The following is a 26024-nucleotide window of genomic DNA, read 5'->3' as shown; positions in this document are numbered from 1 at the left end:
AGGGATTACAACCACCTCACCCTGTTAGTTGACTTATTTTGCCTATTACTCTTGCAGAGGTAAATAAAGATTGTCATCCTGAGCTTGTCGAAGGACTTGCTTAAATACGCTTTAAGGTGTTTCGACAGGCTCAACATGACAGCATCTGAGGAGAATCGCCTTATGATACTACTTCAACAAAAGACATCGCTATACCATTTCCATTAACAGGGTGAGGTCTACAGGTTATTATAATAGTAACTGATATCATCAACCAATTGGTTATAAATGGGTTTGGTAAATTCTAAAAATAAAGCACTTGGTGGTGGAGGCAATTGCTCTCTCCTTCTGGTAATGGCCAATTGTTGTTTACTCAAAGCCCTGTCATCGCCTTTATAGGTTGCCCAACTGTCTCTCCAAACATAGGTTCCAGGGAATTTTTGCTGGCGTACCAGCTTTTTAGTCTTCCAGTCGGTAATGCTCATGTCCAATAAGCCTGATGAGGATATATTCTTTTCGAAAATACTTAAGGTGGCTTTTACGGTACCATAAATAGGTTTTTTCTGGCGGGTTTCGCCAATAACTACGCTATCGCGTTTTAACTTTTCAACCCTTTCTTTTACGTAGGTTTGACCCACCACGAAATCGTCAAAGTTTAAGCTCAATACCTGGTCGGGAACAATTTTTTGATCGGTAGCCTGGGCCTCGCCATAAAAAATCACAAACTTATTTCTCGAGTAATTTCCAATAAACTGATCAATCTGCTGCTGGAAATAATCAGCACTTAATTTGTACATGCCGCTGTTTACAATAATGGGCTGAACCACAACCCGGGTTACTGCCGCCCAATAGGCATCCTCCATTTTAGCCTTGGCATCTTTATAATTGGCTTGAAGATTTTGTGTTTTCTCGAATTCGTAATAGGCTTTTTTTGCCGATTGGCGGTTGTTTTCTCTTAAATAACCTAAACCCGAATTATACCTGGCCCCGGCAGCATTATACTTACTGTCAGCAAGTTCATTGATGTATTTTGAAGGATTAGGAACAATGGCTAAACAGGCAGGGCAACTGTTAATATCATCGGCTATTTGATTGATTTTCTGATAATCGTACATCACCGATTCCCATCGGAATAAATCGTTAGACATTTTAGCTTCTTCAATTTTTCGTAAATGGTCTTGCAGTGCTAAATCATACGCTGTTTTTAACACTTCCATGGCTTCACTGTTTTTAGGCGAGTTTTGCAGCCTGCTAACTGCTTTGGCAACCGAAGCATCATAATCACCCTTTTGTAAGGCTTTTTTCCCGGTGGTACATCCTCCAATAATTATTAAGGATAAATAAATAAAATACCGTAATCTTGAAATGTTTTTCATGGCACTGGTAGTTGCGTTAATAAACAAAGATAATTTGTAAGACGATAATTACCTTATTTATTTAGAAGACGATTGATAATGAAGATTAGTTGCAGGCAATTTGAATTAGAATTAAAACATCCTTTTTCGATCTCGAAATTTACCCGTACCAGTACCCCCTTAATGTTGTTAAAGGTGGAGCACCAAGGGGTAACAGGTTATGGGGAGGCCTCTATGGTACCTTATATGGGCGAGAGCTACGAAAGTGCGGCGGCTTTTCTGAGCCTTGTAGATTGGGATAAAATCCAATATCCCTTCGATTTCGAAGAAATTATTGCCTATCTGGACCGTCTCGCTCCCGGCCAGCCGGCCATTAAAGCCGCGATAGATATTGCCCTTAACGATATTCAGGGGAAGCTGTTAAACAAACCCTGTTATGAAATTTACGGTGCCGATCCAGCTAAAATGCCGGTCACTTCTTATACCATTGGGATTGATACCCCTGAGGTAATCCGAGAAAAACTGAAAGATGCCGAAGCTTTTAAAGTGATCAAAGTTAAACTGGGGCGGGATAACGACCAGGAAATTATCGAAACCATCAGGAGCATGACCAGTGTACCCTTATATGTGGATGCGAACCAGGGCTGGGCAGATAAGATTAAAGCGATTGATTTAATTTATTGGCTGCATAACCAGGGCGTGGTATTAATCGAGCAGCCTATGGATAAAAATAACCTCGATGGAAATGCCTGGCTAACCGAGCGTAGTCCGATTCCTTTGCTGGCAGACGAGGCCGTTCAGCGTTTAGCCGACATGGACAAACTGAAAGGCGCTTATCATGGTATTAACGTAAAACTGATGAAAAGCTGCGGCATGTACGAAGGGCATCAGATGATTTTAAAAGCCCGTTCTTTTGGGATGAAAGTGCTGATTGGCTGTATGAGCGAAACCAGTTGTGCTACTTTAGCGGCAGCTGCTTTGGCGCCATTGTGTAACTGGGCCGATTTGGATGGGCCATGGCTCACGAAGAATAATCCCTTTACTGATCCAGCATTCGAAAACGGCAAGTATATTTTAAAAGACCTGCCCGGTTTAGGGCTGGAGGGTATTACTTCGGATCTTTTTCTTTAAAGCTTTTCCTGATGTCTTTAGTCAGTTGATACTTAAAGTAGAACAAACAAGCTGTTGTGCCGACCAAAAAGCCAGCCGGAAGATATTTAGCATTGTTATAACACCACACCAATCCGAAAATAGAAAGGATAATGGCTAAGTTATAGAAGATATTTAAAGCAAATTTTTTACCCACAATGAGGAATTTATCTTATAATAGAATGGACTAATTAATAACCAAATTGCAATAACCAATTATCAAACCCTTGTGTGGAAAAGGAATACTTACGATTCATTTCAGCGGTTGCAGTTTGATAATTGGAATTTGTTTATTGGTTATTATTAATATACTGGCATACTTGGATCGAAAGCCTCTTGCCAGGCTAAAATACCGCCTTTTAAGTTATAAAGATTATCGAATCCATATTGTTGCTCCAACTGCATTACTGCTGCTGCGCTTCTTTTTCCACTGCGGCACTGAATAATTACTGGCTTATCTTTCGCAACCTTATCAGCCTCAATTAAAATTCCACCTAAAGGGATATTCTCACCTTCAAGATTGGAAACCTCATATTCGAATGTTTCACGAACATCAATCAATTGAAAATCTTCTTTGTTATCGATTTTCTCTTTTAGTTCTTGTACCGATATTTCTTTCATTTTATTAAATGTATTTATGCAAATATAGGAAAATCAAATTTACGCTCCCCATCAAAAAAATGCCATAAATTTTGTGCAAAACTGTAACAACTTTAACCCTTAGGCGTTTAATTATAAATAGTTACAAATGGACAAACTGAACCGTTTCTTTTGGTTTTGCTCTGGCGCTCACATCCCGACACTGGAAAAGTATCCTTCAGAACAAAATAAATATACTGGCATTGGCGCCACCATCTTCTTTACAGGCCTGTTTGCAGCCCTTTCAGGGGGGTACGCCATGTATTTTGTGTTTAAGGGTGATGATCTGGCGGTAATTTTTGCCATTGTTTTCGGCTTTTTATGGGGGGCGGCCATCTTTAATATGGACCGTTATATCGTATCGAGCATTAACAAAAGCGCCAGTACCAATAAACAATTGTTACAGGCTACACCGCGTATCCTGTTGGCCATTATGATTGGTTTGGTGATTTCGAGACCCATAGAACTCAAAATTTTCGATAAAGAAATTAAAGAGCGCCTAAAAGTTAGTTATTTGAATGGTCAACGTTCTAAAATTGATACCCTGAACAAAGCTTTTGAGAAAAAATACCAGGTAGAATTTGGCCGGTTAAATCAACAGAAAGCCACGCGAGATTCGCTTGAAAAAGGCATTAAAGCAGATAGGCAAAAGCTTAATTTCGAGATTTTTGGCAACAAAACCACCGAAACATCAGGTGTAATGGGCTATGGCCCATATGCTAAACGTAAGGAAGCCGAAATTGCGCAGCGCACTGCAGAATTAGATTCGCTAAAAGCCAACATCAATAAATCGGAAGCTTTTGTCGACAAACGCAAGGAATTTGATGGACTGTTTACCGAGAAGCTGTATACTAAAAAACAGTTAGACAGTTTATCGGATATTGCTGGTTTTGCCGACCGGAACTGGGCATTAGGTCAACTTAAATTTAATGTTGATGGTACACGGGATAACAATACCGCAATTGCCGTTACTTTTATCGGCCTGCTGTTTATCTTTTTTGAATGTTTACCTGTGTTTGTAAAACTGATGAGTGCACGGGGACCTTATGATTATGCTATCGCGGATGGGGACGAAGTATCGATTTATCATTCTAAAAAGGATAGGGATTTCCATTTCGAAGTGGCCGATAATATTCACGAAACCAGGGTCGATTCCGAATCGTCAAAAAAGAAGGAAATTATAAAAGGAAAAGCTTACCGCGATCTCGAAAAATACGATTGGGACGGAGAGTAGATGGAAGATGTGTAATAGAAGAGGGATGATGGAGCGAACAGTTCATCGATCATGATCTAAATTGTAATGTGGAAAGGTTTGAAGGTTAAATAAAATACAAACCGGAACCATTATCAAGCTATGGCTATCAACCATGAACGATCAAACCATTAACTAACAACCATCAACCAACAAGCCATCAGGCAAAAAATCCGGAACTACCGGGCAAAAACCTTAATTTTTCCTAAATTGAACCCGTTATAACTTATTATATGAAAAAAATATTCCTTTTTACCCTTGTCGGGATGGCAAGTTTGCAGCTTAAAGCGCAAAACATAGATAAAATCATCACACGCGAATACACCGACCACCTGATTAAAACCTTAAGTGCTGATGATATGCAGGGGCGTGCAACCTTTACACCCGGTATTGATAAAGCAGCCACTTTTATCGAATCTGAATTTAAAAAAATCGGTTTAAAGCCTTTAACCGGCGAGAAAACTTTCCGCCAAACCTTTAACAAATACCAGGTTACCAATCAGACTACAAGTGTTAAGATAGACGGACAGGAAGTTGCCCCGGAAAATTTAATTATTTCAGGCGTAACTTCAGCAAGCGTTACACTCGATAAGTCGAATACTACAGTTGTTAAGTTAGATCCCGAAAAAGCATTTGTGCCTCAACTCAGGGCAATGATGAGTGTTGAAAAAAACCAGATCGTTCTGGTTGACAGTAAATTTGCTGATCTGTTTAAGCGTTACAGCAGTTATTTTGGCAAACCGGCAACTGTTGATGAGAAAGATGTTAAGGCAACGACAAGCGCTGTGCAGGTTTTTGTTTTGGGTAAAGATGCGGCAACAGATTTTTCCGCAACAATTAAAAGTAAGGTAGATAAAATGCCTTTATTTAATGTTGCAGGGGTAATTCCAGGTAAATCAAAAGCGAAAGAAATTGTGGTTTTCTCAGGCCATTACGATCATTTAGGCTTTTTAAAAAGTGTTGATGGCGATAGCATTGCCAATGGTGCAGACGATGATGCCTCGGGTACAACGGCTATGATTGCCCTGGCCAAGTATTACAAAGCGCAGAAAAACAATGAGCGTACTTTAATCTTCGTGGCCTTTACCGCTGAAGAAATCGGTGGTTTTGGGGCAAAATATTTTTCTGAGAAACTAAATCCTGATGATGTAGTGGCCATGTTCAATATTGAGATGATTGGTAAGGATTCGAAATTTGGCAAGAATACTGCCTTTATTACAGGTTATGAAAGATCTGATTTTGGGAAGATTTTGCAGAAAAACTTAGCGGGAACTGAATTTACTTTCCACCCAGATCCCTATCCGGATCAAAATTTATTCTATAGAAGTGATAACGCAACGTTGGCTGCTTTAGGTGTTCCGGCGCATACCATTAGTACCGATAAAATTGATATCGATAAACTCTACCACAGTGTGAAAGATGAATACAGTTCTTTAGACGTAGAAAATATCCTTTCTACCATTAAAGCGATTGCCAAGAGCGCAACGAGCATTGTAAATGGAAAAGATACCCCAACAAGGATTCCGAAATTGAAACAATAATAAAACATTCAAAACCTGATAGATTTTTTGTAGCATGTAGTCATGCTGAATTTATTTCAGCATGACTACATGCTATTAAGACCCTGAAATAAATTACCTTCAGTGAGCTCGCTAAAGCTCGGTTCAGGGTGACGATCATATTTAAACTCACAATGTTTGTACGAATCGAACAAAAACAAAGGCCAGTGATTTTTCACCGGCCTTTGTTGTTATTTGCAAACTTACGAAGTCTCTCCTGCGCTGTGCCTTTCGAAACTTTGTAAGAAATTACTTACTCAAATACATCGATTTGTCTTTGTAAAGCTTGCGGAAGTAAGGATCTTCTAAATCTTTGATGAAACGGATGGCCTCACCTGTAGATTTCATTTCAGGTCCTAATTCTTTCGCCACCTCCGGGAATTTCTCATAAGAGAAAACCGGTTCTTTAATGGCATAACCTTCAAGCTTACGAACGATCGTAAAATCTTTCAGTTTGGCTACACCTAACATAATTTTAGCTGCAATGTTGATGTATGGCACATCGTAAGCTTTTGCGATGAAAGGAACCGTACGCGATGCCCTTGGATTTGCCTCGATTACATAAACTTTCTCATCCTTAATGGCGAACTGAATGTTTAATAAGCCACGTACATCTAAGGCTTTAGCAATTTTAATGGAGTATTCTTCCATTGCTTTAGTTACCGTTTCTGATAAGCTGAATGTAGGTAATACGGCAAATGAATCTCCTGAGTGGATACCTGCAGGCTCGATGTGTTCCATCATACCCACAATGTGTACATCCTCGCCGTCAGAAATCGAATCAGATTCTGCTTCTTCTGCCCTATCTAAAAAGTGATCGATCAATACACGGTTACCCGGTAAATCGCCCAATAATTTTACTACTGCTTTTTCCAGGTCTTCATCGTTAATTACGATGCTCATGCCCTGTCCACCCAATACATAACTCGGACGAACCAGCACCGGATAACCTACTTCGTTTGCTACAACAATGGCTTCTTCAGCATTCTCTGCAACACCATATTTCGGATATGGAATATCTAAATCTTTCAACAAGTCTGAGAAACGGCCACGGTCTTCGGCAATGTCCATATTCTCGAACGATGTTCCGATAATTTTGATGCCTTTTTCAGTTAACTTCTCCGCCATTTTCAAAGCGGTTTGTCCACCTAACTGAACGATAACGCCCACCGGTTTTTCCAGCTCGATAATTTCGCGAACATGTTCCCAGAATACGGGCTCGAAATATAATTTATCGGCCATGTTAAAGTCTGTTGAAACCGTTTCAGGGTTACAGTTAATCATGATGGCCTCGAAGCCTGTTTCTTTAGCCGCTAATAAACCGTGTACACAAGAGTAATCGAATTCGATACCCTGACCGATACGGTTAGGACCTGAACCCAATACAATTACCTTTTTCCTGTCAGAAGGAACAGATTCGTTCTCTTCTTCGAAAGTAGAGTAGTAATATGGTGTTTTGGCCGGGAATTCCGCAGCACAAGTATCAACCATTTTATATACCCTGTTTATGCCTAAAGCTTTACGGCGATCGTAAACTTCGTCTTCGGTAACATTGCCTAACAACCAGGCGATCTGAATATCAGAGAAACCTTTTTGTTTAAGTGTTACGAAGAAATCCTGAGGGATATTGTTTAGTGAATATCTTTTTAATTCAGTTTCAAGCAATACAAGCTCCTGAATCTGATTTAAGAACCATTTATCAATTTTGGTTACCTTGCGGATCGACTCCAAAGGTACGCCCATTGCCATGGCATCTTTTATTAAGAATAAACGGTTCCATGAAGCATGCTCCAAACCGTCCATAATTTCTTCAATATTGCGCACCTGTCTGCCATCAGCACCTAAACCAGCGCGGTTGATCTCTAAACTCTGACAAGCTTTTTGTAAGGCCTCGATAAAGGTACGACCAATGGCCATTACTTCACCAACCGATTTCATTTGCAGACCCAACTCTTTGTTGGCACCTTTAAATTTATCGAAGTTCCAGCGAGGTACTTTAACGATTACGTAATCTAAAGTAGGTTCGAAATATGCTGAAGTGGTTTTGGTGATCTGATTTTCAATTTCATCCAGGTTGTAACCGATGGCCAGTTTTGCCGCGATTTTTGCAATTGGATAACCAGTTGCTTTACTTGCTAAAGCTGATGAACGTGATACACGTGGGTTAATTTCGATGGCGATAATTTCATCATCAACCGGGTTAACCGAAAACTGAACATTACAGCCGCCGGCGAAGTTACCGATCGCACGCATCATTTTGATTGCCTGGTTACGCATTTCCTGGTAACAACGATCAGATAAAGTCATTGCCGGAGCAACTGTGATCGAATCTCCTGTATGGATACCCATCGGATCGAAGTTTTCGATCGAACAAATAATGATTACGTTATCGTTGCTATCTCTTAACAACTCCAACTCATATTCTTTCCAGCCTAAAACAGCCTTCTCTACGAGTACTTCGTGTGTTGGAGAAGCTTCTAAACCACGTTTTAAAGCAGCATCAAACTCTTCTTTTTTGTGTACGAAACCACCACCAGAACCACCTAAGGTATATGATGGACGGATTACCAATGGATAACCGATTTCCTGTGCGGCTTCTTTACCTTCTAAAAATGAGTTGGCAATTTTCGATTCTGCAACACCTACACCGATATCAACCATTAACTGGCGGAAAGCCTCACGATTTTCTGTTTTTTCGATTGCGGCAACGTCTACCCCAACTACTTTAACACCGTATTTTTCCCAAACACCACGTTCTTCAGCTTCTTTACAAAGGTTTAATGCGGTCTGGCCTCCCATAGTAGGAAGTACGGCATCAATTTTAGGTAAATCTGCAGAGTCGATATGCTCTTGTAAAATAACCTCTATTGAATCAACAGTTAACGGGCGCAGGTAAACATGGTCACCGATAACCTTATCCGTCATAATTGTAGCCGGATTGGAGTTGATAATGGAAACGGTAATTCCTTCTTCTTTTAAAGAAAGAGCCGCTTGCGAACCCGAGTAATCAAATTCACAGGCTTGGCCAATAACAATTGGTCCAGATCCGATAATCAGTACTGAGCGTATGGAAGTGTCTTTAGGCATGATAAAGCTTAAACAATAATTAAAATTCTAAAGTGTTGGTTCTTTTAAAACCCTGGAAGCAACGAGATTTTGTGCTTGTAAGAAGAAAAATCCCAACTGTTCTGTCGGGATGCAAAGATACATCTTTAGCATGATTTTAAGGCCTTTTTTTTAAAATAAAAAAGAGCCCTATTAAAGTGCTCTTTTTAGATTTTTCTTTTGCGAAATGAACTACTGCTGTAATTTAATTTCGCCTAAATCTGTAGTGGCGCTATCTTTTACGGCAACCTTTTCTATCACAGCATCTTTATATGGGGCATTGGCTTTTACAACAACGGTATAAACGCCTTCTTTAAGGTTGGTAAAAGTAAAAACGCCCTGGCTAATCTCCGCTTTTAGCGTGTCTGTCGCCGCTACAAGCGATACCGCAGAAGCCGCATCACCTGGCGTAATTTTTCCGATTATTCCTCCCAATTTAATATTTGTAAAGGCAATTGAGCCTAAAGCAAATACAATAAGAAGAGATAATACAACACATAACTTTTTCATGGTATAACGTTTTAGTTGTTGATGTCTTAAATAAATAACACCTTTTAGTACAAATAGTTTTAAATAATGAACACTAATTTTTGGAATGTACTATAAATTATACATGGCTGTCAAAATCAAACGTACGGTTTTGCTTTAAATGTTAATTAGTGTTAAAAGAATTTCGCAAAAGTGGCGCTATGAGTCAGAATTAAGTCACGAAGTTGTGATGATCGGAATATTGGCAATAATGTTGTAATAAGCAGAACATATATGCGTTTTGTATATACTTTAGACAATGATCTAAAGCTTCCTCCGCGGATTAGTTACCCGCCATGAGGATTTCTTCATAAATAGTTTGTTTGGTTTATTATCCGGTTAGAGGAGCCCTCCTCAACCGGATTTTTTCTTTTAAGGCTTTTTCTTTTACATTTGACCGTATTCAGAAAATATATCGTGAATAAAAATATTAAAAAGATCGCTATTGTTGGCCCGGAAAGTACGGGAAAATCTACTATATCTCAATTGCTGGCAAAATACTACAAAGTTTCGTGGGTACCCGAATATGCCCGTTATTACTGCGAAAACCTGGTTGCCGATTATACCCATCAGGATGAAGTGAATATGTACTACGGACAGGTTGCTTTAGAGGATGCCATTTTAGTCACTACCGAAAGCGATTTTATTATTTGTGATACTACTTTTATTACGGTAAAAATCTGGAGCGATGAAGTGCTCGGTGAAACACCACAGCTCGTGTTAGATGCGCTGCCGAAAAGACCATACGATCTGTACCTGTTAATGGATATCGATTTGCCCTGGCAGGACGATCCGTTACGCGATTTTCCGGAGAAACGCGAATATTTTATGCAGGTTTGGCACAAGGAACTCCGTGCCCTGAATGCGAATTACAAAGTAGTTGGCGGTTTAGGCGATGAAAGGGTAGCGAATGCGATTAAAGCGATTGATGACTTTCTTGGAGCATAAATATATTTCTCTTTATTAAAAGGGTGATTTTTTTGGAAATGATTGTTCGTGTTTCATAGCTGCTTTAGTCCCGCCCTTTGCTTAATCCCGATAATTAAGCTCTTAAATAAAACAATTCTCCAATCGGGATAACGCTGTCGGTCGGGTTTATTGACCAGGGGCTTATTGCCATGATGCGTAAACACGAAACGTTCCTACGGAACGAAAAAAACATTTCATTTTTTTCTACCTGGCAGTCGTCCCGATGGGACGATTTGTGAATATTATTTCTTTAGCCAAGTCATTGCGAGGTTTCATACAGTTAAATATAACTGATCTCATAATGAGATCTTGACTAGCCTAATGCAAAAAGCATTGTTATCGTGCCTGTGGAAGGACAAAATTGCCGGGAATTATAAAGGGTATTTTTGCTTTATTCTTAACTTGATCAAAGTCGTCCCATCGGGACGCCTCATGGGTAGCCAATTTACAATTGGCGTTTTCGTTCTAAAGGAACGTTTGGTGATTAATCCATTAATAATTTTTTTGCCTTCCCATCGCGAAATTTTATAGTAAAATATGAATGATTTCATATGAGGTCTTGACTAGCCTAAAACAAAAAAACATTGTCATTGTGCCTGTGGAAGGACAAAATTGCCGCGAATTATAAAGGGTGTTTTTGCTTTATTCTTAACTTGATCAAAGTCGTCCCATCGGGACGTCTCATAGGTAGCCAATTTACAATTGGCGTTTCGTTCCGCAGGAACGTTTGGTGATTTATTCATTAATGATTTTTTTTGCCGCCTCATTGCGAAATTTTATAGAGTTAAATATGAATGATTTCATATGAGGTCTTTAATAGCCTAAAACAAAAAGCATTGTCATTATGCCTGTGGAAGGACAAAATTGATGGGAATTATAATGGGTGTTTTTGCTCTATTCTTAACTTGATCAAAGTCGTCCCATCGGGACGCCTCATGGGTAGCCAATTTACAATTGGCGTTTTCGTTCCGTAGGAACGTTTGGTAATCAATCCATTAATAGTTTCACCTACCTGGCCACCTAAACCCGATCAAAGCGGGATGCTGCCGATTTAAGCACAATTTTTTTTGGTTTTTATGGTGTGCTTGCTTGTTCACAGGATTCACCGGCAGCAGAAGCGGGAGCGGGACTGAAAATGCCATGAATACAGAACCGTTCATTTTCTAAGCCTAAGCACCAGTTAATTCATTAAAGTATGCTATTAAGCTGTCAATTTTTAGCCAATTACCCCATAAAGTTTCAAAAACCGTTCGAATTGCTAAATATTTTCTACATTTGACCCATCATTAGGGGTGCCTTGTTTAAATAAACACAAAAACAGGCTGAGATCATACCCATTTTATAGGTGAAAGATAGAAGGTAAAAGGCGGAAGGTAAAACCCTAAGCCCTAAACCTCAAAACCCTAAACCTTATAAATGCACCTGATCCGGGTAATGCCGGCGTAGGGATTGGAGTTATGGAAGTTTAACTGAAAATCGGCAATGCCCCTTTTCCGATGAGTTTAACTAAAAACAATAAAATTGAAAAATTTACTTTTTGCAGCGCTTGTTGCAATGTTGCCCTTCTTCGTATCGGCACAAATTTCTGTTACAGGTAAAATAACAGATCAAAACCAGCAACCACTTCCAGGTGCTACCGTTAAATTGAGGAATCAAAAAACAGCAGTGGTAAGCGATGCTGCCGGGAATTACAGCATTACAAACCTGGTTAACGGAAAATACACGATTGTGGTTAGTTATGTAGGTTATAAAACAATCGAAAAAGCGGTAGAACTTAAGCAGCATACTACACTGGATTTTAGCCTCTCTCCACAAAATTTCTTAGCTGATGAAGTCATTGTTCGTGCAACGCGGGCTACAGAAAAATCGGCCACTACCTATAAGAATATTGGTAAAGAAGAAATCCAGCAGAATAACTTCGGACAGGATCTACCTTTCATTCTTCAAAACACGCCGGGCGTTGTGGTTAACTCTGATGCCGGTGCTGGCGTAGGTTACACGGGTATCCGTATCCGCGGTAGCGATAACAGCAGGATCAACGTAACCGTTAACGGTATTCCGATAAACGATAGCGAAAGTCAAGGTACATTTTATGTAAACATGCCCGATTTTGCTTCATCGGTAGATAATGTACAGATTCAGCGCGGTGTAGGTACCTCAACCAATGGTGCAGGTGCGTTTGGTGCCAGTTTAAATATTCAAACTACGGCAAGCGAGTTGGAGCCTTATGCAGAAGTAAACAGCACTTATGGCAGTTTCGATACCTGGAAAAATACGGTAAAGGTAGGAACAGGTTTAATTAATAACCGATTTAGCTTTGATGGCCGTTTATCGAGAATTAGTTCTGATGGTTATGTAGACCGCGGTTCATCGTTGCTTAAATCTTATTTTCTATCCGGTGCTTACCATGGAAATAAAGACCTGTTGCGTGTTAATGTTTTTTCAGGAAATGAGAAAACCTATCAATCGTGGAATGGTATTCCGCAATCACGTTTAGAAAATGATGTAGCCGGAATGAATGCCTATATTGCCAGAAACGGCTTAAGTGCAGAGGATGCTGCAAATCTTTTGAACTCAGGCAGAACTTACAATAGTTTCCTGTACAATAACCAGACAGATAACTATACCCAGAACCATTACCAGTTAATTTATGCCAGACAGCTTTCTGATCAGTTTTCTTTTAATGGTGCCTTACATTATACTCAGGGTGAAGGCTATTATGAAGAATACAGGGTACAGGATGAATTGAAAAATTATGGTTTAAACCCTGTAGTTGTTCCAGGAGGAACACCTATTACTTCAACAGATTTAATTCGCCGCCGTTGGTTAGATAACGATTTTTATGGCGTTACCTATGCTTTCAATTATGTGCCTGAAAAGAATTTAAACTTTACTTTAGGCGGTGCATATAATGAATATAAGGGTGCACACTTCGGACAGGTGATTTGGGCACAATACGCATCAAACGGAAATATAGACAGGCATTATTATGATAATGATGGTTTTAAAACCGATTTTAACGTTTACGGTAAAGTAAACTATAGTCCGGTAGAGTCGTTAAGCTTATTTGCTGATTTGCAATACCGCCGGGTATATTTCGATATTGCAGGAACGGAAAATAAACTAAACACCCTGACGATTAACGAGAACCTAAATTTCTTTAACCCTAAATTTGGAGCCACTTATTTTATCAATCCACAAAGCAATGTATATGCCTCGTTCAGTGTAGCCAACAAAGAGCCTAACCGTGATGATTATACAGATGCATCGGTAGCCAATATTTCACCTAAAGCTGAGCGCTTGAACGATGTAGAATTAGGATACCGTTTTAAAAACGATGAATTTAATGTTGGTGCCAATGCCTATGGTATGTTCTACAAAAACCAGTTGGTGGTTACCGGACAGTTAAACGATGTTGGTGCTAGCTACCGTCAGAATGTAGACAGAAGTTACCGTTTAGGGATTGAGCTAGACGGATCTTACGCCATTAGCCAGCAATTTGTATTAAATGCTAATGCTGCATGGAGCAGAAACAAAATTAAGAACTTTACCGAATATTATGATGATTATGATAACGGTGGAGAAGTGGTAAACAATTACAGCTTAACCGATATCTCTTATTCTCCAAGTGCGGTGCTTTTTGGCGAGCTGGTTTACAAACCGGTTAGTGGTTTTGCAATAGCCTTACAAAGCAAATATGTAAGCAAACAATACCTGGATAATACGCAGAATAACGATAGGACCATTAACGGCTACTGGGTAAGTAATGCGCGTTTGGGCTACGACTTTAAATTTGCAGGGGTTAAAAACGTTAACCTGGGTTTACTGGTAAACAATATTTTCGATAAGAAATACGAAAGCAATGGTTATACCTATGGCTACCAGGCAGGCGGAAGCAGGGTAACCGAAAACTTCTTTTATCCACAAGCAGGAACTAACTTTTTGCTAAGCCTGAATGTGAAATTTTAATCTGTATTCAGGGTTGACAACTTTCTGGGCCAATAGCCTGTAAAGTTGTCAACCCAAAGCTAAAAATAGGATCGTCATTGCGGAATATACTTGCAATGGCGATTTTGTTTTATATTGGCAACCTGATTTTAAAACACTCAATCCTACCATACCGATATGAAATACATAGAGAAACTTCATTACATCACGCACGATATCCCGCATTTAAGTCACATCGAGCAGGCACAACAAGCCTGTGAGGCTGGTGCAAAGTGGATCCAGTACCGTTGCCTGAGCAAAACTGATGAAGCACTCTTGCAGGATATTAATGCTATTGCAGAAATCTGTGATGATTGGGGTACCACTTTAATTGTTACCAATCATGTTCATTTAAATGGAAAGGCCGATATCCAGGGTTTTCATATGGAAGATATGGATGCCGATTTTGTCGCCCTGCGCAAACGGGTTGGCCATGATATTACCCTTGGAGGATCTGCCAATACAGTAGAAAATGTAATCAGACTTGCACAAGAGGGTGCCGATTATGTTGGTTATGGGCCATTTGCAGAAACTGAAACCAAGCCTAACCAATATAAGTTATTGGGTATTGAGGGCTATCAGCAAGCAATAAAAGAATTGGATGCTCAGCACATCAGTATTCCGCTCTTGGCTGTGGGCGGGATAAAAACCTACGATGTAGAAGCTTTAATGCAAGCTGGCATTTACGGTATAGCCGTTTCAGGAGCCATTAATTTAGCCGATGATTTTATTGAAGCCTATCAGGATTTTTACACATTAGTTAAAGAAAGCGCTGTTAATTAACATTTTATAATTTGAAGGCCACGTGATAATTTTTAGTTTTGGATAAATCCTAACTAATATGTCAGAAAACGCTCTTCAAACCAATACACCCTGGAACATTTATAAAAAAATATCCTTCAGGTTCTTTTTCCTGTTGTTGTCTCTTTTCATTATCCTGAACAACAACGGCGCTTTTCCATTCTTCTATTATGTAATCAAATACCCTACACTGGTATTACATGATTTAATTCCGTGGTTTTCTCAGCATGTTCTTCATTACAATTACGACTTTAAAATTTACACCAACGGCAGTGGCGATACCTCGTACGATTGGGTATTACTGGTATTTATGTTTTTAATTTCAGTTGTTGGTTGTTTTATCTGGTCGGTATTTGACCGCAAACGCAAAAGCTACCATACCGCTTATTACTGGCTCATCGTACTCGTACGTTTTTATCTGGCGTTTACCCTGGTGATGTATGGGGCCATAAAAGTAATCAAGCTTCAATTTCCCGATCCATCTTTATTCCGCCTGCTACAGCCTTTTGGCCAAGCCTCACCAATGGGCCTCGCCTGGACATTCCTCGGGTTTTCTAAAGGTTACAATGTTTTTATGGGGATTATCGAAGTTTCTGCTATTTTATTGTTGTTCCGCAGAACTGTGATTATTGGTGCATTTCTATCGCTTGCGGCAACTGTACATGTAATGGCCATGAATTATTTTTTCGATGTGCCGGTAAAGCAACTGTCAACCGCGCTGGTGGTGATGTGCCTGTTTATTTTAGCCCCACATTTTTTAAAGTTATACCGGTTTTTTGTCAGGTATGAAAACCAGCAGCTCGAAAAAATGCATCGTCCTGTTTATAAAAAACGATGGCTCTTTATGGTGGCCTATACGGGTAAATACCTGGTTATCGCTGCATCAATGCTTTTCCTATTATCAACGTTGATTGCGCAAAGCAAAACCTATGGCAGCAATGCGCCAAAGCCATTTATGTATGGCATTTATAATGTAGAAAGCGTGAGTTTTAAAGGCAAAACCCTGCCTCCGCTAACCACTGACAGCACACGCTGGAAACAGATGATTATTAATTACGCCGGTTACGCACGCGTAAAAACAATGAACGATAGTATCTTTAATTTTGCCACCGTTTTTAATGCAAAAAAGAAAACGCTCGTGTTAAATTCTCAGGATAAAGAAGCTGCTCAATATATTTTAACCTATAGTGTTGTCGGCAAAGATAAACTGCTTATTTCCGGACTTAAAGGGAAAGATTCTATTTCGGTGAGCTTTAAGCGGAAAGACCTTAAAGATTTTAGACTCATAAACAGGAGCTTTCATTGGGTAAATGAATATCCGTACAACCGTTAATCATTTTACCCCTTGCTGATTCTTCCTATACTGTACTTAAAGCGAAATTTCTATATTCGCAGTATGTCTTCACACCATATTGTAAAAGAAAAACAGGAGCCGGCTTTATACATCGATGAGCTTGGTAATTTTAACGAAGAGCTTTTAGGGCAGCTGCTCGAATGGAGCCCTACGCTTCTGGTTAACGGAGAAAATTACGATAAAATATTTTCTTTAGGTTTAAAGGTTGATGTTCTGGTAAATGGAAACGGACAGGAAACGCAAGAGGATACAAAAGTTATTCAGGGACCTGTTGATGCATTAATGGTGGCTATTAATTATTTGTATGAAGAGCGGTATCCTGCTGTAAATGTAATCGCCAAAAAATTCGATCTGGAGAAATTTGCAGGATTTGAAGACAAAATCAACCTGGTGGTGTTTACCGAAAGGGCAAAACATTATGCCATAAAATCGGGATTCTCGGTGTGGAAACCTGCCGGAAGTGAATTCCTGATTCACGGCAACCAATATATCGAAGTAACAAACCTCGCGCAGAATGAAGATGAAATTTTTACCGTGGTTAAAGATGGCTTTGTAGAATTTACCTTTTCAGGACAACCAATTTTTATTAGTGAACCTATATGATTACCCTTAGAAAAGCAAAAGAAGAAGATATAGAAATCATCAGGGATATTGCTGCGGCAACCTGGCCATCAACCTACCTCGATATTATCGGGCAGGCACAGATAGATTACATGCTCGATAAAATGTACAACAAAGGGGAGCTGCTGAAACAATTTATGGAAGGGCATATTTTCCTGATTGCAGAGGAGGGCGAAAATCAGTTCGGTTTTGCAGGTTACTCTATTGTTGGACACGAAGAACGCATTTACAAATTGCACAAACTTTATGTGCTTCCATCAGCACATGGCAAAGGGGTCGGAAAAATTTTAATTAACGAGGTTTTTAACCAGGTGAAAGATGCGGGGGGAAGTGCTTTACAATTGAATGTGAACAAGCATAATAAAGCCAAAGATTTTTACCTAAAAGGAGGCTTTACCATTAAAGAATCGGTAAAGCTAGATATAGGTGAAGGTTACTTTATGGATGATTATGTAATGGAATATAAGTTCTAATCTATCTTTTTCAGGTTCAAATAATACTCACGGTCACTTTTGTCAAAATGTTCTATGGCGTAACGCAGCATGGTACGCGGCATTGTTGCGCCATGTTTTTCTAAAAAAGCCATTAACTGAACTTTGTTTTTTGTGCCCGCCTGCCTGATCCAACCGCCAACTGCTTTCTGAATTAAGTCTTCGCGATCATTTAAAAGGATTTCTGCAATGCCAAAAGTATCGGTCAGATCGCCTTTGCGGATAAAGTAAGAGGTACTTACCATTGCCGTCCGGCGTTTCCACATATTGTCAGAAACGGCTAATTGGTACAAAATATCCTTTGCTTTATCAAATAAATAACTGCCCACTACAAAACATGCGGCACGATCTACCAGGTCCCAATTGTTAATCCGGTCGTGCCGGTTAAGGTAAAGTTCAAAAAGGGCTTTCTTTACATCTTCACTTGTTTTTTTATCCCTTGCCCTAAAATCCATTATGCTTACTGCACCAGCCCGGTGTTCATGAAACGGACTTTCCAAAAGCTTTTCTATTTCCCGGATAGGCATGGCCACAAAAGCCCTGGCCACCTCGAAAACCTGTCCCATCCGAACACCAATAAACTGGTCTCCCTCCCCGTATTCACCATCCTCAGTTTTAAAATAACGGGAAATCTTTTCCAATTCTATGTTAGATTGGTAAGTACTTAATTTTTCAATAAAGGCAGCCGCTGTTAAATTCGCGGTTGGTTTGGAGATTTTCTCGACAGACATTTTGTTCAGGGTTTCCAGTTTAAATATACAGAAAACAGAAAACCCGACCAGCATAATGTTGATCGGGTTTTCTTAATTGAAAGGGTTGAATGTTAATTTTTCATCCTGCCTTGCTCTGCTTCAGTACCTGTTGCGCGGCGACGGGCCGGTTTGATTTCATTTTTACCAAAACGATAAGTAAAGCTGATCCTGCCAATGCGGGTTTCATTTTTTTGATGCACCGTATAGGTTAAGCCTGGATAGGCGCTTGATAAATTGTTTTCAGAGATATTAAATACATCTGATAGGGCCAGCTTCAAACTTGCTTTTTTCTTAAATAACGATTTGCTTAAACCTGCATCAACATAATAACGGGCTTTTAAACTTAAGGTACCATAATCAAGCGGCGATTCGTAACTGCCATTTATTTCTGCCGTAAAACCATCCATAATGGTAAACGTTTGCTGTGATTTAAACTGGAAAGATGTTTTTCCGGTTTTTAAAGCACTTCCGGCCAGATCTGGCGCTTCGAAACTGAGGTAAAAAACATTTAAGTTGTTATTGGTCTGCCACCATTTCGTAATCTGAACAGGCACATTTAAATTGGCATTGTAGCTAATGTTGGTGGCAATGTTGGCATTGGTTTGATATAACGATTGATTTGCTGCGTCGGGCAAAATTACCTCTGCAATAACATCATTAACCCTGCTATAGCCTATCGAGAGCATGTATTTTTGTAATAGCGTATAACTCAACTCGAAATTATGCGTATACTGCGGATTTAAAAAAGGATTTCCTTTGCTATAGGTAAATTCGTCCAAATAATAAATAAAGGGATTTAAAGCATCGTAACTTGGGCGGTCTATCCTTCTGCTATAAGAAAAACCTAGCTGATTGTTTTTCGAAAGCGTTTGCTGAACAAACAATGTTGGAAAGAAATCCCAGTAATTTCGTTCCACCACAGTGTTTTTGGTAATCAGATTTCCTTTCGAATTGGTTTGCTCAACCCTTAGGCCAACCTGTACGCTGGTATTTTTAAACTGTTTGTTGATATTGGTATAAGCCGCATTTACATTTTCATCGTATACAAACTGATTGCTTCGTTTTACATCGTTTTGCCAAACATTACTTACAAATTCTTCTGCCTGAAGATCATTATCTGTTTTAACCCAGCTACTTTTCACCCCGGCTTCGAGTTTAACCGTTTTGCTTAACGAAACATTATAATCGATTTTAAAGGCTTTGATATCAATGATCGATGGGGTATTATTCCGGGTATACCTGATCGGGCGGATTCTGTCTCCATTTTGAAACCGGTAATCGTTTTCATAATTAGAACCATCGTTTCCTTTGTATTTGGAATAATCTACATCTGCCGAGATTTCCGAACCCGCCGTATCCAGAACAGATTTATAATTTAAGTTATAAGAAATATTATTGTATTTATTTGCCTGTAATGAGTTGGTGATCAGGCTCGAATCTACTTTTGTAAAAGATGGACCAATTAATGTATTGTTTACTGAAGTTTCATTTCCGTGGTTAAAGTAGCCGTTTACTAAAAGACCAATCGTATTCTTTTTATCAATAAAGTAATCTATACCTGCTTTAAAGTTATTGTTTTGCTGTTTTCTATGACTGGTGCCCACCTGCGTAAAATAGGTATCGGGTGTTCCGTTCGAAATACGATCGATGGCAATAAGGTTGTCGCGCTCATTTCTTCCGTAATTGTAGTTACCGAAAAGATTCAGTTTTTGTGTTCTATGGTTTAGGTTTAAACCGGCATTTCCCCTAAAGTTTTTGCCGTAACCTGCCGTTGCACTAACACTGCCATTGGTTCCGCCGTTTTTATTTTTCTTCGTTTTAATATTGATAATCCCCGAGTTGCCAGAAGCATCATATTTTGAAGAAGGGTTGGTAATCAGTTCGATGCTCTCAATCTCTGAGCTCTGCATATTGCGGAGCAGGTTGGCCACATCGGCACTGCTCATGTAAGTCTGTTTTCCATCCAGCTGAATTAAAACACCTTGTTTGCCCATCATCGAAATCTTATCGTTCTGATCTACAGTTACGCCTGGTGCTTTTTGCAAAACCTCCAGCGCAGTAGAACCGGTCATAATCGAACTATTGGAAACGTTCATCACGATCTTATCCATTTTTCTTTCGATTAAGGGTTTAGTTACTGCTACATTCACCTCTTTTAGGTTTTGAGTGCTTGCGCTGAGTTGTGCCGTTCCGAAATCTACCTTTTGATTATCTTCTGTTAAAACGATGGTTTTACTTTTAAGCGTTTTATAACCCATGTTACTGGCTTTATAATAATAGCTCCCCTTAGCCGAAACATTAAAATTAAAGGCGCCGTTTGGATCAGTAAATGCTGTTTTAACCACGCTCGAATCGGGTGCTTTAAATAGGACAACGGTAACATAATCTGCTGGTTTTTTGGCTTCATCTAAAATGATCCCGCTAATGTTTGCTTTAGGGTTTGTTTGCGCGAAACCCAATGCGGCGGTAAAAAGGAGCGTAAGGATCAGCGATATTCTGTAAAATGTTTTCATTTTTAGGTATTTATTCTTAAAAAAATGGGCAAAAAGATTTCCATACCGCATGTGCATGCGCTTTCAATTTAATTGCTTGCTTATTTTAAAGTTTAGCCGGAAACGAAAGGTTTCCATTGTTTAGTTATCAGTAAGACGACCGTTTTTTAAAAAGGTTACAAGGATTTTTAAAAAGTCCGAAGTCGGAGGTCCGATGTCAGAAGTTTAGGCGTTTAATTCCCTCTTCAGCCCTAACCTTGAGGATTTTACCTTATAAATAGAAATGACGATTTTTCTTTTATAGCGGAGGGAAAGATTTTTAAAGGAACTTAATCAATTAACCCAGTCACACAAATGAGCCAATGACTAATGAACCAACAACGCAAAAAGGCCACAGACAAACAAGTTTACACCCGCGCATCTATGGCCTTAAATTTCTATTATAAGAATATTTTACTTTACCCCAAGTACATCAACACCTTGTTCGAAAACAACATCAACCGGAATATTCTTTTTGGTTAAGCGGTCCAGATCTGTTTGAAGTTCTGCGTGGATAATCGCTTTTTCTTTTTGTGCTTTTTCTACCGCAACTTTATCTCCATTACCTTGAAGGGTAAGAATGAATGCACTTAAATCATTCATTGCAGTAGCAAATTTTTCGAAGTTTACTTTGTAAGTACCTTTAGCTGTACGCTCAAAAGCACCTTTTTCCTGGAAATAATTAAAGCACTGCATATTGGCTTTTCCATGTGCCTCAGAAACGCCAAAGCGAACTGAACGTAAAATGCCAGCCATAAACGTGGTATAATAATCCTTTATGTCGCCCTTTAACTCCCCTTTTTTAAGTAAACCGGTTACCATATATAAACCTAAAATATCGGCTTTGCCTTCTTCCAGCCAGCTGTACTGCTCTTTTAATGCTGCACGTACAAAACCTTTCCCGGTAATGGTTTTTTTAATGCCTAAACCATGTGCTACTTCGTGAAACATGACGTTTGCAAAAAAAGCATCGAATTTAATGTATTGCTGCTGGTCGGCTTCAATTAATTCTTTTGAAATCGGTACCAGGATTTTATCAAATTTCGCTTGCATCGCATTTTTTAACTGCGAGCGGCGTGTACCTTTTTCCTGCTGGATTTTTTCGTCGTTGGGAAGATTAACGGCAATGGTTTTCGATCCGGCATTACAATCTCCTGCATAATAAACCACATCATAAGCATTTAACTCAGAATCAGTTCCAGGGGTTTCGGTTTTGTATTTTGCTGCTACAGGCAGGTTTTTCTGTAATTCAGGAAGCATTTTTACATACTTGGCCAAACGTTTACTCCACTCTTTATCTTTGATTAAAACATAAGCTTCGTAACTGGTACGGGCATTAAACAGTTTATCCTCGTAATTTTCAATCGGGCCAATAATAATATCCAAACCATTGGTTTTCATATCTAACCAGGCATAATCACTTGCGGTAAAATTATCGGTAACTAAAGCATCGGCCCGTAAGTTTAAATATTTTTTTAAACCTGCATCTTCAGCAATTAATGCGGCTTGTTTTAATAATGAACTTGCCTTTTGTAATTCTGAAGCAAATAATACATGGTAAGGTACAGTTGATAGTTTGCCTGTGCTGTCTTTTTGAACAACAGAATATGCGCCAAATTTATCGGCAAGGTCTGATTTCTCTATTGCTTCTTTTGTAATGCCGTATGGATAAAAGGATGCGCCTTCTGGTTTGGCACCAACACCTTCAACAAAAGGTTTATCGTTATTTAATCTATCCCAGGGACCATAATTGATATTAACAAAATCGCGTGTTTTTTCGTCTTTAATCGTGGCCAGCAAACTATCTCTTTGGGGGTAGGCTTGTTTCCAATAGAGCTGATCCATAATTTCTGCGGCCTGAATTAATAAAGGCAGAATTTTACGGTCGTTAACACTTAATTCGTTTATATTGGTGGTTAATTTTACCTTTTCGTAAATGGGCAATCTTTGCGCAACATAATTGGTTAAGCTATCTTTTTGTACCACCACAGCATTTTCACCTTTAGATTTATTGTTGCCGGTACAAGACGATAAGACGCCTGCTGAAATAGCTACTGCCGATAAAAACAGTGTTGATTTGTATAAATTCTTCATATCAAAGTATATGGCTGCTAAATTAGTAAATTTTGAAAGCTTTGTATAAAGTTTGATGCATTGGGTGAAGTTTAACATAACTTTGTAACTTCAACTCGCTAACAATTCATGCCATGTTATTTTCCAGGTCATCAAAATCATTATCTATTTCCGCTTTTTCTCTTGTACTTATTTTATCTGCCTGCGGAAGCAGCAAATATGCCGCAACAGAAAAAATATATAAGGAAAAGGCAAAAGATTTTTCGAAAATAATCAACACCACGCCACCGGTTGGTCAACTTTACGATTCATCAGGAGCAACAAATCAGGAATGGATTGGTTCTGTAAATTTTGGGATACGTAAACCAAATTTTGTGGTGATCCATCATACTGCGCAGGATAGTCTGGCGCAAACGATAAAAACATTTTTCTCCACTAAAGCAGGTACCAGTGCGCATTATGTGATTAGCCGCGATGGTAAAGTAGTGCATATGGTGAACGATTATTTACGGGCAAACCATGCTGGTGTAAGTAAATGGGGAAAAGATACCGATTTAAATTCCTCATCAATTGGTATCGAGCTGGATAATAACGGCTTAACAGATCCGTGGCCTGATGCACAAATAAATAGTTTGATAAAGCTATTGGCCACTTTAAAGAAAACCTATGGCATCCCTACGGCAAATTTTATCGGTCATGCCGACATTGCCCCTAAACGTAAAAACGATCCAAAAAACTTTCCCTGGAAAAAACTGGCTGATAAAGGTTTTGGTTATTGGTATGATGATGTGCTGAAGAACCCACCGGTAGATTTTAATACCGAAATGGCCTTAAAATACATTGGTTACGATACCAGTAATCTCCCTGCAGCCATCACGGCGTTTAAAATCCATTTTATCCAGAGTGATATTACACCGACTTTAACGCCTGTGGATATTCTGGTGCTTTATAATGTTTATGCGAAGTATTAAGTGAAGGGCGTTTGGCGGCTAGCGTAAATAAGTCCGAAAGTCAAAGGACAGAGGTCCGAAGTCATGGGACAAACAAATATACCAACCCTTCCAAAAGCTGGACGGTTGAAGCCAGTTAACCAATTCAAACAATTAATCGGTTGACCACCTAATAAAAAAAAGCACAGATAAACACTAAAATCCGTGTTCATCTGTGCATATCTGTGGCCAAAATGGCTAAACCTAATTCGGTTTCTTAAAAGTATCTTTTAAGGTAACTGTGCGGTTAAAAACCAATTTATCTGCAGTAGAATCTTTATCTAAACAGAAATAACCTTTACGGATAAACTGATAACGGCTTTCTAAATCGGCGTCTGCCAATGCCGGTTCGATGTAAACGTTAGGTAAAACCGTTAAACTTTCAGGATTTAAGTAATCTTTAAAATCGCCTTCCTCAGCATCTGGTGTTTCAGAAGTAAACAAACGGTCGTACAAACGGATTTCAGCAGTTTTGGCATGCAGGGCGCTTACCCAATGGATCGTCCCTTTAACATTTATACCGCTGGTATCATTCCCGCTTTTCGATTCCGGGATGTAAGTACAACGGATTTCAGTAACGTTTCCGTTTTCATCTTTCACAAAATCTTCGCATTTCACAATGTAGGCAAATTTTAGGCGTACCATTGCACCAGGTGCCAAACGGAACCATTTTTTTGCCGGTACTTCCATAAAATCTTCACGCTCGATCCAAAGTTCATTGCTGAAAGGGATTACACGTGTACCTCCGCCATCTTCAGCTTCCGGATTGTTTTCGCCGATTAAATCTTCTGTTCCTTTTTCGTAATTCGTAATCACCAGTTTAATCGGATCTAAAACCGCCATTACGCGGTTAGCCGTTTTATTTAAATCTTCGCGGATACAAAATTCTAACAGACTCAGCTCAATTAAATTTTCGCGTTTGGCGATGCCGATACGTTCGCAAAACTCGCGGATGCTCTTTGGTGTAAAACCTCTTCTGCGTAAACCGCTGATTGTAGGCATACGTGGGTCATCCCACCCGTTTACTAAATTTTCGTTAACCAGTTGCAATAGCTTGCGTTTACTCATTACCGTGCTGGTCAGGTTTAAACGGGCGAATTCATATTGTTTTGAAGGGAAAATCTCTAATTTTTCGATAAACCAATCGTAAAGTTCGCGGTGCGAAACATATTCCAGAGTACATATCGAATGGGTGATGTTTTCGATACTATCACTTTGTCCGTGCGCAAAATCATACATCGGGTAAATGCACCATTTGTTGCCTGTACGGTGATGCTCGGCATGTTTAATGCGATAAATAATCGGATCGCGCATTAACATATTTGGACTGGCCATGTCGATTTTTGCTCTCAGAATATATGCGCCATCGGCAAACTCGCCATTTTTCATTTTTGTGAAAATGTCTAAATTTTCTTCGATGCTGCGGCTACGGAATGGGCTGTCCTGTCCTGGTTCTGTTGGCGTGCCTTTTAAAGCTGCAATTTCATCTGCAGAACTTTCATCAACATAAGCCAAACCTTTTTCGATCAGTTTAACGGCAAAACCATACAGCTCATCAAAATAATCTGAGGCGTATAATTCATTTTTCCAGTTAAAACCCAACCATCTGATATCTTCTTGCTGGCTGTTTACATATTCTGTTTTTTCAGTTACCGGATTGGTATCGTCAAAACGCAGGTTGGTATAGCCGCCGTATTTTTGTGTTAGTCCGAAATTTAAGCATATTGCTTTCGCGTGGCCAATGTGTAAATAACCATTAGGTTCCGGCGGGAAACGCGTAACCAAAGTTTCATACTTACCACTATTTAAGTCGTTCTCAACAATTTCTTCAATAAAGTTCAATGACTTCTCTTCACTCATAAAAACCTGTAAATTAGGAATGCAAATGTA

At 39.3% G+C, this 26024-nt stretch carries 20 protein-coding genes and 1 riboswitch; of the genes, 10 read left to right on the top strand and 10 right to left on the bottom strand.

Annotated elements, in window-relative coordinates; translation table 11 throughout:
• Positions 1-218 precede the first annotated feature (218 nt).
• Entirely contained in the window at positions 219-1355 is a 1137-nt protein-coding gene (locus tag CA265_20110) for a hypothetical protein (protein ID ARS41832.1), read from the bottom strand.
• Positions 1356-1433: 78 nt separating this feature from the next.
• On the opposite strand from CA265_20110, the gene CA265_20105 reads away from it, so the two are divergent.
• Positions 1434-2465, top strand: coding sequence for a dipeptide epimerase (locus tag CA265_20105; GenBank protein ID ARS41831.1), 1032 nt, complete (start codon positions 1434-1436; stop codon positions 2463-2465).
• Here CA265_20105 and CA265_20100 read toward each other — a convergent pair.
• A complete protein-coding gene (locus tag CA265_20100) occupies positions 2443-2640 on the bottom strand; it encodes a hypothetical protein (GenBank protein ARS41830.1) in 198 nt (65 codons plus the stop codon). The genes CA265_20105 and CA265_20100 overlap by 23 nt on opposite strands.
• 146 nt (positions 2641-2786) lie before the next feature.
• Positions 2787-3104: an NADH oxidase gene (locus CA265_20095; protein ID ARS41829.1), complete on the bottom strand. Its 318-nt coding sequence runs from the start codon at positions 3102-3104 to the stop codon at positions 2787-2789.
• 127 nt (positions 3105-3231) lie between these two features.
• On the opposite strand from CA265_20095, the gene CA265_20090 reads away from it, so the two are divergent.
• Positions 3232-4356 carry a hypothetical protein gene (locus CA265_20090; GenBank protein ID ARS41828.1) on the top strand — a complete coding sequence of 375 codons (1125 nt, stop codon included), beginning with the start codon at positions 3232-3234 and terminating at the stop codon, positions 4354-4356.
• A gap of 251 nt (positions 4357-4607) precedes the next feature.
• Positions 4608-5915, top strand: a complete 1308-nt coding sequence (locus CA265_20085; GenBank protein ARS41827.1) for a peptidase M28 — start codon at positions 4608-4610, stop codon at positions 5913-5915.
• Positions 5916-6182: 267 nt separating this feature from the next.
• On the opposite strand, the gene CA265_20080 is transcribed toward CA265_20085, so the two are convergent.
• Together CA265_20080 and CA265_20075 are read right to left on the bottom strand one after the other, a co-directional pair.
• Entirely contained in the window at positions 6183-9020 is a 2838-nt protein-coding gene (locus CA265_20080; GenBank protein ARS41826.1) for a carbamoyl phosphate synthase large subunit, read from the bottom strand.
• A gap of 210 nt (positions 9021-9230) precedes the next feature.
• Positions 9231-9548, bottom strand: a complete 318-nt coding sequence (locus CA265_20075; GenBank protein ID ARS41825.1) for a hypothetical protein — start codon at positions 9546-9548, stop codon at positions 9231-9233.
• 435 nt (positions 9549-9983) lie between these two features.
• Between CA265_20075 and CA265_20070 the strand changes: the two genes are divergently transcribed.
• Positions 9984-10514, top strand: a complete 531-nt coding sequence (locus CA265_20070) for a NadR (protein ID ARS43071.1) — start codon at positions 9984-9986, stop codon at positions 10512-10514.
• 608 nt (positions 10515-11122) lie between these two features.
• Here the strand turns inward: CA265_20070 and CA265_20065 are convergent.
• On the bottom strand, positions 11123-11302 hold the full coding sequence (locus CA265_20065) for a hypothetical protein (protein ARS41824.1): 180 nt from the start codon (positions 11300-11302) through the stop codon (positions 11123-11125).
• A gap of 511 nt (positions 11303-11813) precedes the next feature.
• A riboswitch (TPP riboswitch) is annotated at positions 11814-12001 on the top strand.
• Positions 12002-12056: 55 nt separating this feature from the next.
• On the opposite strand from CA265_20065, the gene CA265_20060 reads away from it, so the two are divergent.
• The 5 genes from CA265_20060 (at position 12057) to CA265_20040 (ending at position 17771) form a co-directional block, all read left to right on the top strand.
• Positions 12057-14504, top strand: coding sequence for a TonB-dependent receptor (locus CA265_20060; protein ARS41823.1), 2448 nt, complete (start codon positions 12057-12059; stop codon positions 14502-14504).
• 156 nt (positions 14505-14660) lie between these two features.
• The gene (locus tag CA265_20055) at positions 14661-15305 is read left to right on the top strand and encodes a thiamine phosphate synthase (GenBank protein ID ARS41822.1); all 645 of its coding nucleotides are present in this window, start codon (positions 14661-14663) and stop codon (positions 15303-15305) included.
• Positions 15306-15363: 58 nt separating this feature from the next.
• Positions 15364-16656, top strand: coding sequence for a hypothetical protein (locus CA265_20050; protein ARS41821.1), 1293 nt, complete (start codon positions 15364-15366; stop codon positions 16654-16656).
• Positions 16657-16719: 63 nt separating this feature from the next.
• On the top strand, positions 16720-17280 hold the full coding sequence (locus CA265_20045; GenBank protein ID ARS41820.1) for a thiamine pyrophosphokinase: 561 nt from the start codon (positions 16720-16722) through the stop codon (positions 17278-17280).
• Positions 17277-17771, top strand: a complete 495-nt coding sequence (locus tag CA265_20040) for a GNAT family N-acetyltransferase (protein ARS41819.1) — start codon at positions 17277-17279, stop codon at positions 17769-17771. The genes CA265_20045 and CA265_20040 overlap by 4 nt, the downstream gene beginning before the upstream one ends.
• On the opposite strand, the gene CA265_20035 is transcribed toward CA265_20040, so the two are convergent.
• From CA265_20035 to CA265_20025, 3 genes are all read right to left on the bottom strand, one after another.
• Positions 17768-18520 carry a DNA alkylation repair protein gene (locus tag CA265_20035; GenBank protein ARS41818.1) on the bottom strand — a complete coding sequence of 251 codons (753 nt, stop codon included), beginning with the start codon at positions 18518-18520 and terminating at the stop codon, positions 17768-17770. The genes CA265_20040 and CA265_20035 overlap by 4 nt on opposite strands.
• Before the next feature lie 92 nt (positions 18521-18612).
• On the bottom strand, positions 18613-21111 hold the full coding sequence (locus tag CA265_20030; protein ID ARS41817.1) for a hypothetical protein: 2499 nt from the start codon (positions 21109-21111) through the stop codon (positions 18613-18615).
• Positions 21112-21486: 375 nt separating this feature from the next.
• Positions 21487-23166: a Zn-dependent hydrolase gene (locus CA265_20025; protein ID ARS41816.1), complete on the bottom strand. Its 1680-nt coding sequence runs from the start codon at positions 23164-23166 to the stop codon at positions 21487-21489.
• 113 nt (positions 23167-23279) lie between these two features.
• On the opposite strand from CA265_20025, the gene CA265_20020 reads away from it, so the two are divergent.
• Positions 23280-24116, top strand: a complete 837-nt coding sequence (locus CA265_20020; GenBank protein ID ARS41815.1) for an N-acetylmuramoyl-L-alanine amidase — start codon at positions 23280-23282, stop codon at positions 24114-24116.
• A gap of 222 nt (positions 24117-24338) precedes the next feature.
• Here CA265_20020 and CA265_20015 read toward each other — a convergent pair whose 3' ends face one another.
• Positions 24339-25994: a glutamine--tRNA ligase gene (locus tag CA265_20015; protein ARS41814.1), complete on the bottom strand. Its 1656-nt coding sequence runs from the start codon at positions 25992-25994 to the stop codon at positions 24339-24341.
• Positions 25995-26024 lie beyond the last annotated feature (30 nt).

It is taken from the genome of Sphingobacteriaceae bacterium GW460-11-11-14-LB5 (assembly GCA_002151545.1).
In the GTDB taxonomy this organism is placed as follows: Bacteria; Bacteroidota; Bacteroidia; order Sphingobacteriales; family Sphingobacteriaceae; genus Pedobacter.
The sequence above is the reverse complement of the archived record's forward strand: the minus strand, read 5'-3'. Positions and strand labels throughout refer to the sequence as shown.